This window comes from Bacteroides sp. AF25-5LB, from assembly GCF_003602965.1.
Lineage (GTDB): Bacteria > Bacteroidota > Bacteroidia > Bacteroidales > Bacteroidaceae > Bacteroides > Bacteroides uniformis.
The window spans coordinates 67,414-82,084 of record NZ_QTMC01000021.1; the positions used below are offsets into that span (position 1 = coordinate 67,414).

A 14,671-nucleotide genomic window follows, 5' to 3' on the forward strand; every position below is an offset into this window, starting at 1 on the left:
TTTTGTTATTTATAAGTTTCATGTGCATTGGTTGAATTTCATTGTACTGCCAATGAATTACATTTGCGTTCTTGCTAACTTTCCAACAACTTTATATAGGTAAAGAATATCGCTGTCTATATCAATTTCCATATCGGGATATTTTCTTTTCCCATCAGGATTGGTTGCATTGTTGTAAGAAGATAATATTGTTCTTTTCCGTTCGTAATCAATATGAATCATTTTAAGAAGCCTATCCTCTTTAGTTATAATCACATACGGCTGACCGTTGTCTATATTGTGCTTGTCTTTTATTTCACGAACAAATATAGTGTCTCCCGACATATACATATCGTACATAGAATCACCATATACTGTTATCCCATAACATCCGGCAAATTCGGGTATGTTGACGTATCCTATTATTTCATTTTCATCGCCATCAAACCCTATCCCTTGCCCTGCACATACACGTATGTCAAGTATCTTAATGTCTTTATCAGTAGTAGGAGTGCTGGTAATGGGGAAACCCTTACCCAACATATCGCCATTTCCCGTGTAAAACCATTCTTTGTTGAATGTAGAGTATTTACTGCAAATAGCTTCAATATAGATACCTGTATATGTGGTATCTCCTTTGAGGGCTTTCGATAAATTGTCTTTATCCTTGCCGACTAATTCCGCTACATCGCGTTGATTGGCTAAATCTTCTATAAAAACGATATAGTTTATCGCTTTTCTTATTCTCTTCCCAATCTCAGGATTGAATTCTTTTGGTTTTACCATTTTATTTGGTATATTTGTTCCGAAATCATGTTGCGGATGATTTCGACTAATTTGTTTAACTGCTCCCGTTAAGGGACTATATAGGCGACTTAACTTCAAACCGCAACTTTGGAGTCGGTCGCTTTAGCTTTCAGATATGAATATAATTAAATTCCTTATCAGAGCTATTTCTATGAGAAAAAAGTATTTCAAAGAAATAAAAGACCCTTTTGAAGAATCAAACAACCTCATTGACAACGCAAAAGAATCATACTTCAAGATTATGGAGGAAGATGAGCGCGTTATCAGAGAAAGAACCAATTCTTCCGAATCTAATCTTTAGTTTATTTTTGAATGTATTGTCAAACAATTCATTTCCATATTTTGATTCAAGTCCTTTCAACTGGTTAATAATATAATCTATATCTTCTTTATTTTTAGTCTTTTCTGTGGTGTCAATCATCATGTAAATAGATTGCCTTATATCTGCTATATTGTTTAATTCGACAGCCATGTGAAGTAATCTCATTTCTATGTACATCATAGTTTTTGCTGTATGAATTACATGATGGTCGCTTATATCCTGCAATTTTTCTTCTATCTCATTTTTTAGGTCGTTTTTTAACCCAAAAATGTTATACCCAACCATCACTGCTAATGAGCCTACAACGAAAGAAAGAAAAGCAATCATAGAATCGAATAGAGTCCATGTCACAGGCTCGTATTTGCATAACCATAGTAATATAGCAATAGTACTCAATACAAGTGCTATCCACGATACATAGTTTATATTTTCTTTCTTCATATTATAATAAGGTATAAGATGCTCTAATAGTTAAATGATGTTTATTATACCAATAAAAATGGTATACATTGTTTTTATACCAAATTTATTGGTATATTTGCATCATCAATCAATCACGTAGCAAAGATAAACTAAATGATTGATGATGCAAATAGTATAAACATATTAAATCACACGATTATGAGCACGAAGAGTTTTTTACATGAAGTTATGAGCCTTGCATGGCAGTTCGTTCGCAAGAACGGTTTCACGATGTCAGAAGCATTAAAATGCGCTTGGGCTAACATGAAATTGAAATTGCAGATGAAAAGCAAGATTGTGAAATTCTATTTTCAAAAGGTGGACGGTTCTGTGAGAGAAGCCTACGGTACACTAAATGAAAAGTTGATGCCTGCCGTCACTGGTACTGACAACAGAAAGAAGAACGACACCGTTCAAACTTACTATGATACTGAACGCCAAGAGTTCAGATGCTTTAAGAAAGCTAACCTTTTAAAAATCGCCTGATATGAGACAGTTTAGAGTATGTGACAGTGTAGAAGCCTACGGGCTTGAAAAGGCTTTAGATAAGGCTTGTATAGACCTTGATAGAGTTGATAAGATGTCTGACACAGAGGCTTGTGCTTTCTGTAATACCGATACCAAAGAAGAGGCCTTAGAGGTTATTCAAGAAGAGATTGATTACATAGAGTTTCAACTTGATAGAATGGCTGTATGATAGAGGCATTGATAGTATTAGGCTGCTTGTATGCAAGTTATAGGCTTTTCAGAAAGCCGGGCGAGAAGTTCTTTTACGATGATTAATCACACGATTATATCACGCACGACAGCCCTATTGACAGCTAAAGACTGGCATCCGATAGCGAGAATCGGGTAGGGTACTATTGATTGGTTCTTTGATAAGTCTGTGAAAGCAATTACGGTGTAATTCATAAGCCGTTTTTGCCAACCAAAGATAACGAACGCACATAAGCAAGTTGGGGCTTGCGAGCTGTGCAATGTTTAACAATTAATAGATGTGTAACCATAGTCTTTGAGGTGTAAGTAATGACGGATTAGGCGACCGACACGCACATCGACAATATAGCCCTATTGACAGCTAAAGACTGGCATCCGATAGCGAGAATCGGGTAGGGTGCACAACCGCAGCAAAGGTTAGTGCTACTACCGTACTAAAAGCCACGGGCAAAGCGAAGTGCGCACCGCTTTACCTCATCCTTGTACGGGCGGTAAAATTTAAAATCACACGATTATGGGAAAAAGTATGTATAAATCACGTATGCCATATATAGGTATGCCGGTTAAGTGTAAACATCCCGGATGGGAAAGCAAGATTGGGGCGATTTGCGCCATCAATGGGGATAAAGTAATGGTAGAGTTCGGAAAGCACGATTTTGTAGAATTCTATAGCGATGAACTGGTTGCAATGACGATGTTATGAAGATAATTATGTTCTCTTTTTCGTTGCTTGTACTGCTGTGTATGACAATGATGTTATGCAATTCCATAATAAAGGATGGTCCTCTATACATGGCGGGGATTGTATTGACATCCACAATATTTATTTTGTCTGTTATACTCGCAGTGATAACCGGTATGGAGTTGCGTAAAAAGTGTTAGTATAAACTGTTTTGTCGTGTTTTATTTTGTGTTTGTACTGGGTGTGCCGTCTGTGAAGATAGCGCACCTTTCTTATTGGGGCGTTCGGTGTAATGGTTAACACACCTCATTGGAGGAGACTGGCGGTTCGAGTCCGTCAACGCCCACCAATCATTCTAATATAACATTTATGGAAAAAGTAGAAAGTAAAGAGAAAATGAGAAACATGAAGAGAGGAGCCACGATAGAGCTGCCTATATCTTCACTTGAGACAATCCGCAACAACGTATCACTTCTAAATGCCAAGCATCTTCTTGAGGGTAAAAAATGGGCTTCAAAGTCTTATCCGAAAAAAGGTATTGTCGTTGTAAAAAGGGAGTCATAGTCATCTAACTCACACGATTATGGAACGGGTATTCACAGAACTCACCCCTGAATGCGAGATTACAGCACGGATGTATGCACAAGGGTATGAGAAAAAGGAAATCGCCAATTTTAAATGCCGGGCGGTTAGCACGATTAATAACCAATTGCAAAAGGCTTTTGAAATATTGCATGTACGGAATGGGAGAGAACTTGCAACAATGCTTTATGAACGGATAGCCGGTGTGAGGCTCACGATGGATTTTTCGCCTATAGTCCGTGTGTCCGTCGCATGTTGCTTACTGTGTATATTTTCTTTGTCACTTTACCACGAACAAGGTGATATGAGGAGGTTACGAAGATTTAGAATTGAACATATAGAAAGGGTAAGAGAATGAACATGGAGGATATTTTAAATAGTGGTGCCAATGTTACTTTGACAATAAAGTCCACTGATTTGAAAGAGTTCGCAGAACATCTTGTAAAAAAGACTGTGAGAAGTATTAGGGACTCTTTCATCAGACCGGAAGAGGACTACTTAACCATTAAAGAGGCAAGTCAGATTCTACATACCGATAAGTCAACCTTATGGAGATGGCATAAAATTGGATATTTGTGCAGGTTGGAAATAGGAGGTAAGAGATTGTACCGAAAAAGTGATGTAGATGCTATTCTACAGAAAGAGAATAATTAACCCTTTAAATTTTACTATTATGAGTCTTATCAAAAAATCAAATGAATTAGTAATCCCTACCACAGTGAAAATGATGATTTACGGCCAAGCTGGTATGGGAAAATCAACAGTGGCATTGAGCGCACCGAAACCGTTATTATTGGATTTCGATAATGGCGTTAAGCGTATGAATATGGCGCATTTGGAAAACATAGATACCGTACAGGTCACTTCATGGAGTGATGTTCAACAGGTCTTGCAGGAGGATTTGTCTGCTTATCAGACCATTGTAGTTGATACTATCGGTAAGATGATGGATTTCATCATTACTTATAAATGTGGCAGCCGCCAACCGTCTATCAGGGATTGGAGTGGTATCAATGCGGAGTTTTCATGGATGACACGAACACTTTCGGGGCTTAACAAGCACATCATTTTCGTTGCCCATCGCGACACACGGAAAGAAGGTGATGATACCGTGTTTATCCCTGCCTTGCGTGAAAAGTCCTACAACTCCATCGTTACCGAACTGGATTTGCTCGGCTATCTTGAAATGAAAAGCGAAAGAGGTGTTCAAAGACGCACTATAACTTTTGACCCGACTTCAAGAAATGACGGTAAGAATACATGCAATCTTCCTTCAGTGATGGAAGTTCCTACCATCCTTGACAAGAATGGTAATCCAACCGCAAAGAACGACTTTATCACCGCCAAGATAATCAATTCGTATTTGGGTATGCTTGCTGCCAAGAAGGAAGCGCAGGAAAAGTATGACAAGGTGATAGAAGAAATAAAAGAAAGCATTGAATTTATCACCGATGCCAACTCCGCTAATGAGTTCGCTTCACATATCAATGAGTTTGAACACGTTGGTAGTTCTTTGATGATGGCGAGAAGTTTGTTTGCTGCAAAGGTAAAGGCTTTGGGACTGGTATTCAATAAGGAAACTAAAATCTACTCAGATGCAGCCTAACTATCGTATATATGCAACATTGTTGGATTCTTACTTCAATTACCTTAATAGCGATGTCATATATGAGCGTTATTATGGGTGGAGTGAGAATCCACCATATACGGAAGAAGAGTTTCGGCAGAAGCAGTTTCAAGAACTGATAGACCGGATTAACCGCAGGCCATTCGACAGCGAAGCGGCAGACAAGGGAACAGCCTTTAATGAGGTTATTGACTGTATGGTTGAAAATCGGAAATCCGAAACGGTGCAGGTTGAAAAGGTATATAAGGCAATACGCGAAGGAGCTTGTGACGAAACAGGTAAACCTTTGTATTACGATGAGGTTCAGACCAACGAGGTTATAGGTTTGAGAGTTACCTATAATAATCGTGTTTTTACTTTCCCAATCTCACTTTGCCGAGAGTTCGCCGGTTACTTCAAAGGAGCATTGACCCAACAAAGGGTAGAAGCGATTCTTTCAACCGCATACGGCAATGTTTTGGTTTATGGGGTGATTGACGAGCTGATGCCGGCCAGCATCCACGACATCAAAACAACTGGAAGCTATACCGTAGGGAAGTTCAAAGACCACCATCAACATTTGGTTTATCCTTACGCTTTGATGAAGAACGGTTCGGATGTACGGATATTTGAGTACAACATTGTAGAGTTCAATAAAGGCGGTTTTGTGGTAGATACCTATACAGAAACATACGTTTTCAATCCAGAACGTGATATTCCTATTCTCACTAATCATTGTGAGGAATTTATCCGGTTTTTGGAAGAAAACAGAGAACTTATAACCGATAAAAAGATTTTTGGAGGAGAAAATTAATGGCAAACCAAATAACCGGACGGATAATCGAAATCGGACAAACCGTTCAAATACCATCCAAAAACGGTGGTTCCTCATTTACAAAACGGGAGTTTATTTTAGATGCTACCACTTACGACCCTTATACGGGAGAGCGTAGCGAGTATGAGAACATTATTCCCTTAGAGTTTTCGGGTGACAAGTGTACAGAACTTGACCGCTTTAATCAGGGTGATGTTGTTACTGTATCATTTGTCTTACAAGGGCGTTCTTGGACGAATCAAGACGGAGAATTCAAACGTATGGTATCCATTCGATGCTATAAAATAGAAGCGCGTGGCGGTGTATCTCAATCCCAACAGACAACATCGATACAACAACCTACACCTCAGCCGACTTATCAGCAACAGCCGCAGAATTTCCCGCCTCCGGTTGATGCTAATGGCAATGTAAAGGATGATTTGCCTTTTTAGCGTATGTCCCTTTACGATACTTCAAACCCTTTGCAGAAAGAGCAATTTAAGGCTCGTTCTGCAAAGCTCGCAGAAAGCGGTAAGGTTGTAGAACTCACAGAGAAAAAGCCTAAAAGAAGCCTGCAAAGCAATAAATATTTGCATGTGATTTTAGGTTACTTTGCGTGTGAGACCGGAAACACGTTGGAGTGGGTGAAGCAACAGTATTATAAAAAGCTTGTTAATCCATCCATTTTCATTCGTGAGAGAGACGACAAGTATTTGGGACGGATAAAGATATTGCGCAGCTCTGCTGATTTAGATAGTGCAGAAATGAGTACAAGTATTACCCGTTTTCGTAATTGGGCAAGTGCTGAATGCGGAATATATTTACCTTCTGCTGATGAAGATAGATTGATTCAACTAATGGAAATAGAGATTGGACGAAATAAAGATTATTTATAATGGCAGAAATATGGAAAGATGTTGTCGGATATGAAGGTTTATATCAAGTATCAGACAGGGGTAGAATTAAATCTATATGCAGTTACGTAAGACTACAAAATGGTGAATTAATGAAGAAAAAGCCGCATATCCTTAAACTACAAGATAGATGTGGATATAAATGTGTAAACCTATTCAAAGGCGGACGCTCACATACACTTAACATTCATCGTTTAGTAGCAGAGGCTTTTTTACCCAATCCTCATAGGTATTCAGTTGTAAATCATAAAGATGAAAACAAAAGCAATAACAGCTTGTCTAATTTGGAATGGTGTACTCACGCTTATAATTTGAGTTATGGTACTGCCCAAAGAAGAAGGGCCGTATCTCAAGGTAAAGTAGTTATTCAATTAGATAAGAATGGAGCTTTTATAAAGCGACATTTGACATTAATGGACGCTTGTAGAGATACCGGCATAAATTTTCAAAATATCTCACAATGTTGTAACAACAAAAGAAAAACAGCAGGTGGATATTGTTGGAAATTTGAGGAACAGCAGGAAATACAAAGAAATCAAGAATTTATTTAGTTATGATAGAAACAAGAAAAACAGAAATCAGGTATGTGACATCTGACCCGAAAAAGATGCTCAACATGTACCTTGCAAAACGTGTCCTCAAAACATGGGAGGAATCTTTCATTGATGAAGATACAGGTGAAACAGTAACCATCGAACGGAATGAAATTCTTTTTGACCGTGGCACGCTGATAGACCAAGACACTTTGGCGAAAATTCGTTTCAGTATGGAAGCAGACGGTATCAAGGAAGTGGAAGTCAGCAACCAGAACCGTTTGGCGTTCGAGAATGAGAACAGCGTTTTATATCCGTACATCGCTCAAGCGCAAATAGGTGACAAGAAACATAAGTTCCTGCTGTATGCCACCGGATTGGAGAATACTTGTAGTATCTTGAAAGATTACATCGAACTAAACTATATGTTCGGGTTCACCTTGACAATGATAAAGGAGTTCGATTCCTGCGTGATTCTTACTGACAACTTGAAAGAACGTAAGGTTGACGATGCTTCGCTTGCCTATCTCAAAAATGAAATCACTATGGCAGAATACGTTGACAAAATGGACGATGAGATGGAAGATAGTGACGAAGAATCTAAACCGAATGAAAAGAAATTCTACCAGATTGAGACGAAAATCACATTCACGGATGGGGAGAATGAAGACGAGAGAGTTCAGACTTTTGTCGTGAACACCTTCAACGTTGACAGAGCGATGATGCTTATTACCCACTATCTCAAAAACAAAGAGGAAGAATGTGAGAAACAAGCCAAAGAAAAGGGACATGAGTTCAGAAAGAGGGAAATCCATACAGCCATTGAATCTGCTAAACCTATCCCGGTCGGGCGTTTTATTCCGAAAGAGTTTTCAATGGCTTATATGGAATAACTTTGTTAACCTGCCTGCTCGGTCTGTGAAGATTGGGCAGGTGAATATGGGGCGTTTGGCTGGTGTGACTAATGTAATGCGCAGCATTGTAGAGGAGGGCAGTTCGATTCTGTCACGCCCCTCATAAATGTGAGCCACACATAAATGGCACGGGTCTTAAATAATGGTTGTGCCCCGGAGAATACGCTTCGGGGCTTTTAATTAGGTAAATCAGAAAGTATGTACTACATAAAGAAAAAGGCTAAGAAGAAAGACAAGCCTTTACCCTTGTTTGATAAAGCAGGGGTAACAGTAAAGAAGAAGCCGGATTTGAAAGCTAAACTCGACAAGGAGTTTTCCCTTTTCATCCGGCTTCGTGATTGTATGCCAAACGGTTCCTTCCGATGTATATCATGTGGACAGATAAAGCCGCTTACACAAGCGGACTGCGGGCACTATTTCAGTCGTACACATTTGGCAACACGGTTTGATGAGAATAATTGCCATGCCGAATGCCGACACTGCAACAGATTCAAAGCTGATCATTTGGAAGGCTATCGGGTGAATCTAATTGCTAAAATCGGTCAACAGAAATTTGATTTGCTAAAAGTGAAAGCTGCCAGCACTTCCAAAATGACTGATTTTGAGTACGAACAGCTAATCAAGTATTACAAAGCACTTAATAAGAAGTTACGAAAGGAGAAAGGTTTATGAGTTATGTATTACGAGATTATCAACAGAAAGCCTCTGATGCTGCCGTTTCTTTCTTTAACAATAAGGCGAAGAAAACAAATGCCATTATGGTGTTACCTACGGGCAGCGGAAAGTCGCTTATCATAGCGGATATAGCCGCAAGGCTTGACGGTCATACCTTGGTGTTCCAGCCCTCGAAGGAAATACTCGAACAGAATTTCAAGAAACTCTGTTCATACGGTATTCTTGATTGCAGTATCTATTCAGCATCCTTTAACTCAAAAGAAATAAGCCGGATAACATTTGCCACCATCGGCAGTGTGAAGAATCATCCTGAGCTGTTTACCCACTTCAAGAACATCATTGTTGATGAATGCCACCTTGTAAACCCTAAAGAGGGAATGTACAAGGATTTCTTTGATGCGGTAAAGTGCAAGGTTCTTGGCTTGACTGCAACACCATACCGTTTAAGCTCTAGCCGTGATTTCGGCTCTATGCTGAAATTCATCACCCGGACAAAGCCTCATGTCTTTTCAGAGGTCATTTACCATGTACAGGTATCAACCCTATTAGATTTGGGATATTTAGCAAAACTAAATTATTATCCAATGAATCCTTCGGGATGGAACGAACTCAATTTGAAAGTAAATACCACTGGTGCCGACTACACGGATAGGTCAGTTCAGAGAGAATATGAACGGATAGACTTTTACGGCTATCTCGTTCATATTGTCCAAAGGCTGATGAATCCCAAAGCCGGAGGAAAACGGAAAGGTATTTTGGTATTTACCCGTTTTCTGAAAGAAGCGGAGCGGCTTACCTGGTCTATACCCGGAGCCGCAATCGTTTCGGGTGACACCCCAAAAGGTGAGCGCGAAAGGATACTTGAAGCGTTCAAGGCTGGTGAAATTTCGGTAGTGGCGAATGTCGGGGTATTAACCACCGGCTTTGACTATCCGGAACTTGATACAGTCGTTATGGCACGTCCTACAATGTCACTTGCTATGTGGTATCAGATAGTCGGTCGTGCCATCCGCCCACATCCTTCCAAAGAATGTGGCTGGATTGTGGATTTATGTGGTAATATCAAACGTTTCGGAGAGGTGTCGGACTTACGGTTGTTTGATAGCGGAAATGGGAAATGGGCAGTTTACTCGAAAGGAAGGCAATTAACAAACGTGAGATTCTAAAATTATGGACGAAGGATTTTTGAGGCTAAGCCGCAGGTTTTTCTCGAATGAAATGTGGAATGAAGCCCGTACTTTTAGCAGTTGTGAAGCGTGGTTAGACTTAATCCAGTCTGCACGATTTGAGGCAACGCCCCGAAAGGAGAGTATCGGAGGTCGAGAAATCTCTTATTCAAGAGGTCAATATCCTGCATCCATAAGATTTTTATCTCAACGCTGGAAATGGTCTGAAAAGAAAGTGCGTTCCTTTCTTGTGCATCTTAAGAAAAAAGGTATGATAACTGTTGAGTGCAATCAGGGAATGAACCTTATAACCCTATGTAAATATGAAGAATATAATCCAATGGGCACAAGTAAGGGCACATGCAAGGGCACAGATATTGAAAAGAAAATCAAAGAATTACAGTCCGAATGGGCACAGCTAAGGGCACAACTTGGGGCACAGTCTGTGAACAACAATCTGCCGCAATCCGAACTTTTGCAAAAATCAGGGCACACGGAGGGCACAAATACAAAGAAAGAAGAAGAAAGAGAGTATATAGATATATCTTCCCAGCAAAAGAAAGAAAATACTCCTGATGGAGTATCAAAGAAAGACAAGCTTTCTTCGCCCTCTCTTTCTGAAAAGATTGATTACAGCGGATTGATGGAATACTATAATTCCACATTCAAAGATAGACTCCAGCAGATAAAATCAATGACCGATGTGAGAAAAAAGGCTGTAAAAGCCCGGATAGCCCAATATGGAAAAGAGTCAGTGAGGACTGTTTTCAATCTCATTCTTCAATCCCCGTTCCTGCTGGGAGCTAATGACCGCAATTGGAAATGTGACTTTGATTGGATTTTCAAACAAGCAAACTTTACTAAAATATTGGAAGGAAACTATAATGGGACAAGACTTAGTAAAAATCAACAGGATAGCGAGCAGCGAAAACGTGATTCAGTTCTTGCAGTCGCTACAACCGTCAGAGAAGCTGCCGCAAAAAAAAGAAAAGAACTTGAAGCAGAGGGCGTTATTGAATAAATATCCTGACCCAGCACAATTCATTCTTGATTACAATCCCGATTTGCAGTTCAAAATTGTCAGATGCAAGGCAACCCTCTCTGATTTAGCCATGAATTCCTCCATACCTACATTAGGGCTATTGGCTTCGACTTATGGAGATGAAACCCCTTTGGAATGGTTGAAAATCCAATTCGGCACACTTAATGACTTTGCAGAGGTATCTACCAAGATTGCCAGGGAGCAGCTTAATGAGTTGGCAGAGATATTTATTTCTGAGTATTATTACCTTAATGCGGCTGAGATATGCTTTTTTATTGCACGGTTTAAGTCAGGTAAATATGGACGGTTCTATGGTGCTATAGACCCGATGAAGATTACAAGTGCCATGCTTGACTATATCAGGGAACGCCGTATCGACATCGAACGCTATGAGCGTGAGCAATACCGGATACAACGCCAAAAGGAGATAGAAGAACGTGGCAACAACAGAATTTCCTATGCCGAGTATCTTGAACGTGAACGTAAGCTTGTGGAAAGTGGAGATGCAGAAGCCATGAAACGAGCGGCAAATCGTGTATGTAGTATCAGTTTACGTAAGTAGTGGCGAAAGCATAAATTTGACAATAAAGTATGAGACTTACAATATGTTGGACGACAAGAGACAGGCAAAGACGCTTTTACTATGATATATGCAAAAAGTTTGGCATATCGGATTACATGAGTGTTAATCATGAGACGCCATGCGATATAAGGGATGAAGATATGGAACTGTTGAAGGAATGCGAAAAACGAGGGTTTATCCAAATAAGAAACAAACGGTAAATAATCATGGACATAGAGATTGAAAAGAAAATCGAACAATTGGAGTATCAGCGAATGATTGATGAACTTGCAAGAAAAAGCAGAAACAATGAAACCAAAGAAAGATTTGATTAAAGCTGCCGAGGCTGATGGCAGCATAGACAGATTGACCAGCCTTCTTTCAGCCGCACACATACTGAACTGTGAAGCCAACATGCTGGTGGAGGAAGCGGCAGACCTGATGAACGCCAAAGGGTTACTACTCGGAAATTTGAAAAGGCTTCATAATAGCTTTGTCAAGAGCGCCGACATGTACTTCCTGGAATTCTCCTCACTCGTAGAGACAGAAAACTCGAAGATGGATATGTTCAGGGACATGGACGACTTCGACGCCAAGTTCCGCGAGTGGGCAAAATTACCGTCTGATTGGAAACCTAAAGAATCAGAAGAATGAGTGAAAGATTAACACACGGCTCTCTGTTCAGCGGCATTGGCGGTCCAGAAATAGCTGCTGAAATGATGGGCTGGAAAAACGTGTTCCATTGCGAGATAAACCCGTTCGGGAGAAAGATACTTGATTATTGGTTTCCAAACAGCAAAAGTTATGAAGACATCACGAAAACAGATTTTACAGAGTGGCGGGGAAAAATCAATGTCCTCACTGGAGGTTTCCCCTGCCAGCCCTTCTCTTGTGCCGGACAGCGAAAGGGAGCGGAAGATGACCGCTATCTCTGGCCGGAAATGCTACGAGCGATACGGGAGATTCAGCCCGATTGGGTTGTTGGTGAAAACGTTGCTGGAATCCTCACGATGGTACAGCCAGGCAGTGAAACTTCGTTGGGAAGCGAAGAAACTCTATTCGGAGAAGATAACAGAAAAAGAATATTGCATCGGCAGGAATATGTCGTTGAAACAGTGTGTAACGATCTTGAACGTGAAGGATATTCCGTCCAACCGGTTATTATTCCGGCTTGTGCCGTCGGAGCGCCGCACAGAAGAGACCGCGTCTTCTTTATTGCCCACCGTGCAGACGCAGGGTCTGAAGGTATGCAACGAGAATGGGAAAACAACATTCTATCCGGTAGGACTGCTCCCGACACCGATGGCGAGCGATGCAACAACCGGAGCGATAATTGGAAAGAACGACCAATTTGTTACGACCAGAAACGGGACTCCGAGGAAAATCAATCAGAATGGACAGAACGGAAGCGTAGGACTTGCGAGAATGGTTCGGCTGCTTCCGACTCCCAATGCCCTGGAAGCGGACAAATATACAAAGAAGTACAATCCGAACAGCCAAATGGGCACAGCTTTGACAACAATGGCAATAAACGGAATGTTGCCTACTCCAGCAGCGAGGGATTATCAACCCTCCGTTTCCCCACAAGCATTGAAAAGAAAAAACGGGAAAATGAGGACGGATGCTCTGTGCAACCTGCCGGTAATGTTAGGAGAACATCATTTGCAGAACGGTGGGAAAACTTCCCAACTCAATCCCCAGTTTGTAGCCGAGATGATGGGATTTTCACCGGATTGGACGGTATTGCCTTTTCAAAGTGGCGGCAGGAATCGATAAAGGCATACGGCAATGCTATTGTCCCACAAGTAATGTATGAGATATTCCTGGCAATAGAATCTATAGAAAAAGGCAAATAGTATGAACATTCACCAGACAGTTCCCCGCTCGGATTGCACCTCCTTCGCCAAGTGCGGCAAGCACTCACTTGCATATTGCAGGAGGTACGGCGCGTCCGAATGCGGGCCATGTGAAATCGTGAGGAGGAAACCCCGTAACCGGGTGGTGGTTGACGGAGTGGAGCGTAAGCTGTGCACCCGCTGTGGTAGAGCGCTTCCGTTATCCCGGTTTTTCGATAGGACAGCCCGTCGTAACGGTAAGGAATACCATCTGAAAGCGTCATGGTGCAAGATGTGTATGGCAGAGGTACAGAGCGAGCGGAATAGAAAAAATAATAAAAAATATTGAATTATGAGACCAATAAGAAATATAGAAGACATTGAAAATCTAAGGGAAGATGAAAAACTGATTGAATGCTTGAATGGTGAAGTGAATTATTATCGGTTTTTGTGCTTTCATCCGAGAAACGATGAATACGTGATTCTTCTGAACCATTGCGAGCAGCCAGTGAGATTTCATGTTAGGAGCATTATAGGCCGATTTTGTACGGACTATACAACACGTGATATAATAACCTATAGGAGGGATTATGCTTTGGAACAGGTCAAGTTTTGTGAGCAGGCATTATCCGAATTTGATAAGGAGGGTAAGAAATGAAGTGTGAAAAATGCGGAAAGCCCGTAAAGGGCGGCTGTTATAATACGCCTTATGGGGTGTTTTGTGTGGATTGCTGGGAGAACAAGACCGACGAGAAAGTAAAGGAGGACTGCAAGAAACAGGCTCTAAAGGAACTGGAGAAAAGAGGTATTGTGTTGGACTATCAAAAGATAAAATCATGAAACAGACGGTAGAAGAAGCTAAAATAAAGAAAGTGAAAGCAGAAATGGAGATAGCCCGGATTCTGGAAAATCTCGAATTAGAAACCGGATTGAAATCCAATATAGTTTATGTGTATCGGGAAAACGCAAAATCAGAACCTTTATCTCAACCCAAAGAGTGTATCCTCAAATCCGCAACTAAGCTCTTCAGCGTCCTTCTTGCGTCTAAACGTCCTCTCA

Annotated in this window: 24 protein-coding genes and 2 tRNA genes; 24 read left to right on the forward strand and 2 right to left on the reverse strand. The window is 40.8% G+C overall.

Going from position 1 to position 14,671, the window contains the following annotated elements; all coding sequences use genetic code 11:
* Positions 1 to 57: 57 nt before the first annotated feature.
* Positions 58 to 765 (reverse strand): S24 family peptidase, encoded by a 708-nt coding sequence (locus DWY57_RS18405; RefSeq protein WP_119962226.1) that lies wholly within the window; start codon positions 763 to 765, stop codon positions 58 to 60.
* 247 nt (positions 766 to 1,012) lie between these two features.
* Positions 1,013 to 1,549: a hypothetical protein gene (locus tag DWY57_RS18410; RefSeq protein WP_118358018.1), complete on the reverse strand. Its 537-nt coding sequence runs from the start codon at positions 1,547 to 1,549 to the stop codon at positions 1,013 to 1,015.
* 180 nt (positions 1,550 to 1,729) lie between these two features.
* Here DWY57_RS18410 and DWY57_RS18415 point away from each other — a divergent pair, with 180 nt between their 5' ends.
* From DWY57_RS18415 to DWY57_RS18525, 24 genes are all read left to right on the forward strand, one after another.
* Positions 1,730 to 2,056 (forward strand): SH3 beta-barrel fold-containing protein, encoded by a 327-nt coding sequence (locus DWY57_RS18415; RefSeq protein WP_118132190.1) that lies wholly within the window; start codon positions 1,730 to 1,732, stop codon positions 2,054 to 2,056.
* Between the two features lies 1 nt (position 2,057).
* Entirely contained in the window at positions 2,058 to 2,267 is a 210-nt protein-coding gene (locus DWY57_RS18420; protein ID WP_118358017.1) for a hypothetical protein, read from the forward strand.
* Positions 2,268 to 2,801: 534 nt separating this feature from the next.
* Entirely contained in the window at positions 2,802 to 2,990 is a 189-nt protein-coding gene (locus DWY57_RS20755; protein WP_118273778.1) for a hypothetical protein, read from the forward strand.
* A 257-nt stretch (positions 2,991 to 3,247) separates the two neighbouring features.
* Positions 3,248 to 3,318: transfer RNA gene (locus DWY57_RS18425), tRNA-OTHER, on the forward strand.
* A 20-nt stretch (positions 3,319 to 3,338) separates the two neighbouring features.
* Positions 3,339 to 3,533, forward strand: coding sequence for a hypothetical protein (locus tag DWY57_RS18430; RefSeq protein ID WP_117880743.1), 195 nt, complete (start codon positions 3,339 to 3,341; stop codon positions 3,531 to 3,533).
* Positions 3,534 to 3,552: 19 nt separating this feature from the next.
* Positions 3,553 to 3,909, forward strand: a complete 357-nt coding sequence (locus DWY57_RS21445) for a DNA-binding response regulator (protein WP_118132121.1) — start codon at positions 3,553 to 3,555, stop codon at positions 3,907 to 3,909.
* A 315-nt stretch (positions 3,910 to 4,224) separates the two neighbouring features.
* Complete coding sequence (locus DWY57_RS18445) at positions 4,225 to 5,157, forward strand: ATP-binding protein (RefSeq protein ID WP_118358030.1); 933 nt, start codon at positions 4,225 to 4,227, stop codon at positions 5,155 to 5,157.
* Positions 5,147 to 5,971 (forward strand): HNH endonuclease, encoded by an 825-nt coding sequence (locus DWY57_RS18450; RefSeq protein WP_118936949.1) that lies wholly within the window; start codon positions 5,147 to 5,149, stop codon positions 5,969 to 5,971. Before DWY57_RS18445 ends, DWY57_RS18450 begins: the two co-directional genes overlap by 11 nt.
* On the forward strand, positions 5,971 to 6,423 hold the full coding sequence (locus tag DWY57_RS18455; RefSeq protein WP_119962227.1) for a DUF3127 domain-containing protein: 453 nt from the start codon (positions 5,971 to 5,973) through the stop codon (positions 6,421 to 6,423). The genes DWY57_RS18450 and DWY57_RS18455 overlap by 1 nt, the downstream gene beginning before the upstream one ends.
* A gap of 30 nt (positions 6,424 to 6,453) precedes the next feature.
* Entirely contained in the window at positions 6,454 to 6,867 is a 414-nt protein-coding gene (locus DWY57_RS18460; RefSeq protein WP_227201700.1) for a hypothetical protein, read from the forward strand.
* Entirely contained in the window at positions 6,867 to 7,436 is a 570-nt protein-coding gene (locus tag DWY57_RS18465) for an NUMOD4 domain-containing protein (protein WP_119962228.1), read from the forward strand. The genes DWY57_RS18460 and DWY57_RS18465 overlap by 1 nt, the downstream gene beginning before the upstream one ends.
* A gap of 2 nt (positions 7,437 to 7,438) precedes the next feature.
* Positions 7,439 to 8,311 (forward strand): RNA polymerase subunit sigma, encoded by an 873-nt coding sequence (locus DWY57_RS18470; protein ID WP_119962229.1) that lies wholly within the window; start codon positions 7,439 to 7,441, stop codon positions 8,309 to 8,311.
* Positions 8,312 to 8,359: 48 nt separating this feature from the next.
* Positions 8,360 to 8,433 (forward strand) — tRNA-OTHER (locus DWY57_RS20990).
* Between the two features lie 97 nt (positions 8,434 to 8,530).
* The gene (locus DWY57_RS18475; protein WP_119962230.1) at positions 8,531 to 9,004 is read left to right on the forward strand and encodes a recombination protein NinG; all 474 of its coding nucleotides are present in this window, start codon (positions 8,531 to 8,533) and stop codon (positions 9,002 to 9,004) included.
* Positions 9,001 to 10,173, forward strand: coding sequence for a DEAD/DEAH box helicase (locus DWY57_RS18480; RefSeq protein WP_119962231.1), 1,173 nt, complete (start codon positions 9,001 to 9,003; stop codon positions 10,171 to 10,173). The genes DWY57_RS18475 and DWY57_RS18480 overlap by 4 nt, the downstream gene beginning before the upstream one ends.
* 4 nt (positions 10,174 to 10,177) lie before the next feature.
* Complete coding sequence (locus DWY57_RS18485; protein ID WP_119962232.1) at positions 10,178 to 11,194, forward strand: hypothetical protein; 1,017 nt, start codon at positions 10,178 to 10,180, stop codon at positions 11,192 to 11,194.
* A complete protein-coding gene (locus tag DWY57_RS18490) occupies positions 11,169 to 11,777 on the forward strand; it encodes a DUF6633 family protein (protein WP_119962233.1) in 609 nt (202 codons plus the stop codon). Before DWY57_RS18485 ends, DWY57_RS18490 begins: the two co-directional genes overlap by 26 nt.
* A gap of 29 nt (positions 11,778 to 11,806) precedes the next feature.
* A complete protein-coding gene (locus tag DWY57_RS21450) occupies positions 11,807 to 11,998 on the forward strand; it encodes a hypothetical protein (RefSeq protein ID WP_119962234.1) in 192 nt (63 codons plus the stop codon).
* Between the two features lie 88 nt (positions 11,999 to 12,086).
* Entirely contained in the window at positions 12,087 to 12,431 is a 345-nt protein-coding gene (locus tag DWY57_RS18500; RefSeq protein WP_119962239.1) for a hypothetical protein, read from the forward strand.
* Positions 12,428 to 13,633, forward strand: a complete 1,206-nt coding sequence (dcm, locus tag DWY57_RS18505; RefSeq protein ID WP_119962235.1) for a DNA (cytosine-5-)-methyltransferase — start codon at positions 12,428 to 12,430, stop codon at positions 13,631 to 13,633. Before DWY57_RS18500 ends, dcm begins: the two co-directional genes overlap by 4 nt.
* A gap of 1 nt (position 13,634) precedes the next feature.
* Positions 13,635 to 13,961 (forward strand): hypothetical protein, encoded by a 327-nt coding sequence (locus DWY57_RS18510; RefSeq protein ID WP_119962236.1) that lies wholly within the window; start codon positions 13,635 to 13,637, stop codon positions 13,959 to 13,961.
* 3 nt (positions 13,962 to 13,964) lie between these two features.
* Positions 13,965 to 14,270: a hypothetical protein gene (locus tag DWY57_RS18515; RefSeq protein WP_119962237.1), complete on the forward strand. Its 306-nt coding sequence runs from the start codon at positions 13,965 to 13,967 to the stop codon at positions 14,268 to 14,270.
* Positions 14,267 to 14,452 carry a hypothetical protein gene (locus tag DWY57_RS18520; protein WP_119962238.1) on the forward strand — a complete coding sequence of 62 codons (186 nt, stop codon included), beginning with the start codon at positions 14,267 to 14,269 and terminating at the stop codon, positions 14,450 to 14,452. Before DWY57_RS18515 ends, DWY57_RS18520 begins: the two co-directional genes overlap by 4 nt.
* The coding region (locus tag DWY57_RS18525; RefSeq protein WP_133302465.1) for a hypothetical protein at positions 14,449 to 14,671 on the forward strand (223 nt) is incomplete at its 3' end. The genes DWY57_RS18520 and DWY57_RS18525, both read left to right, overlap by 4 nt.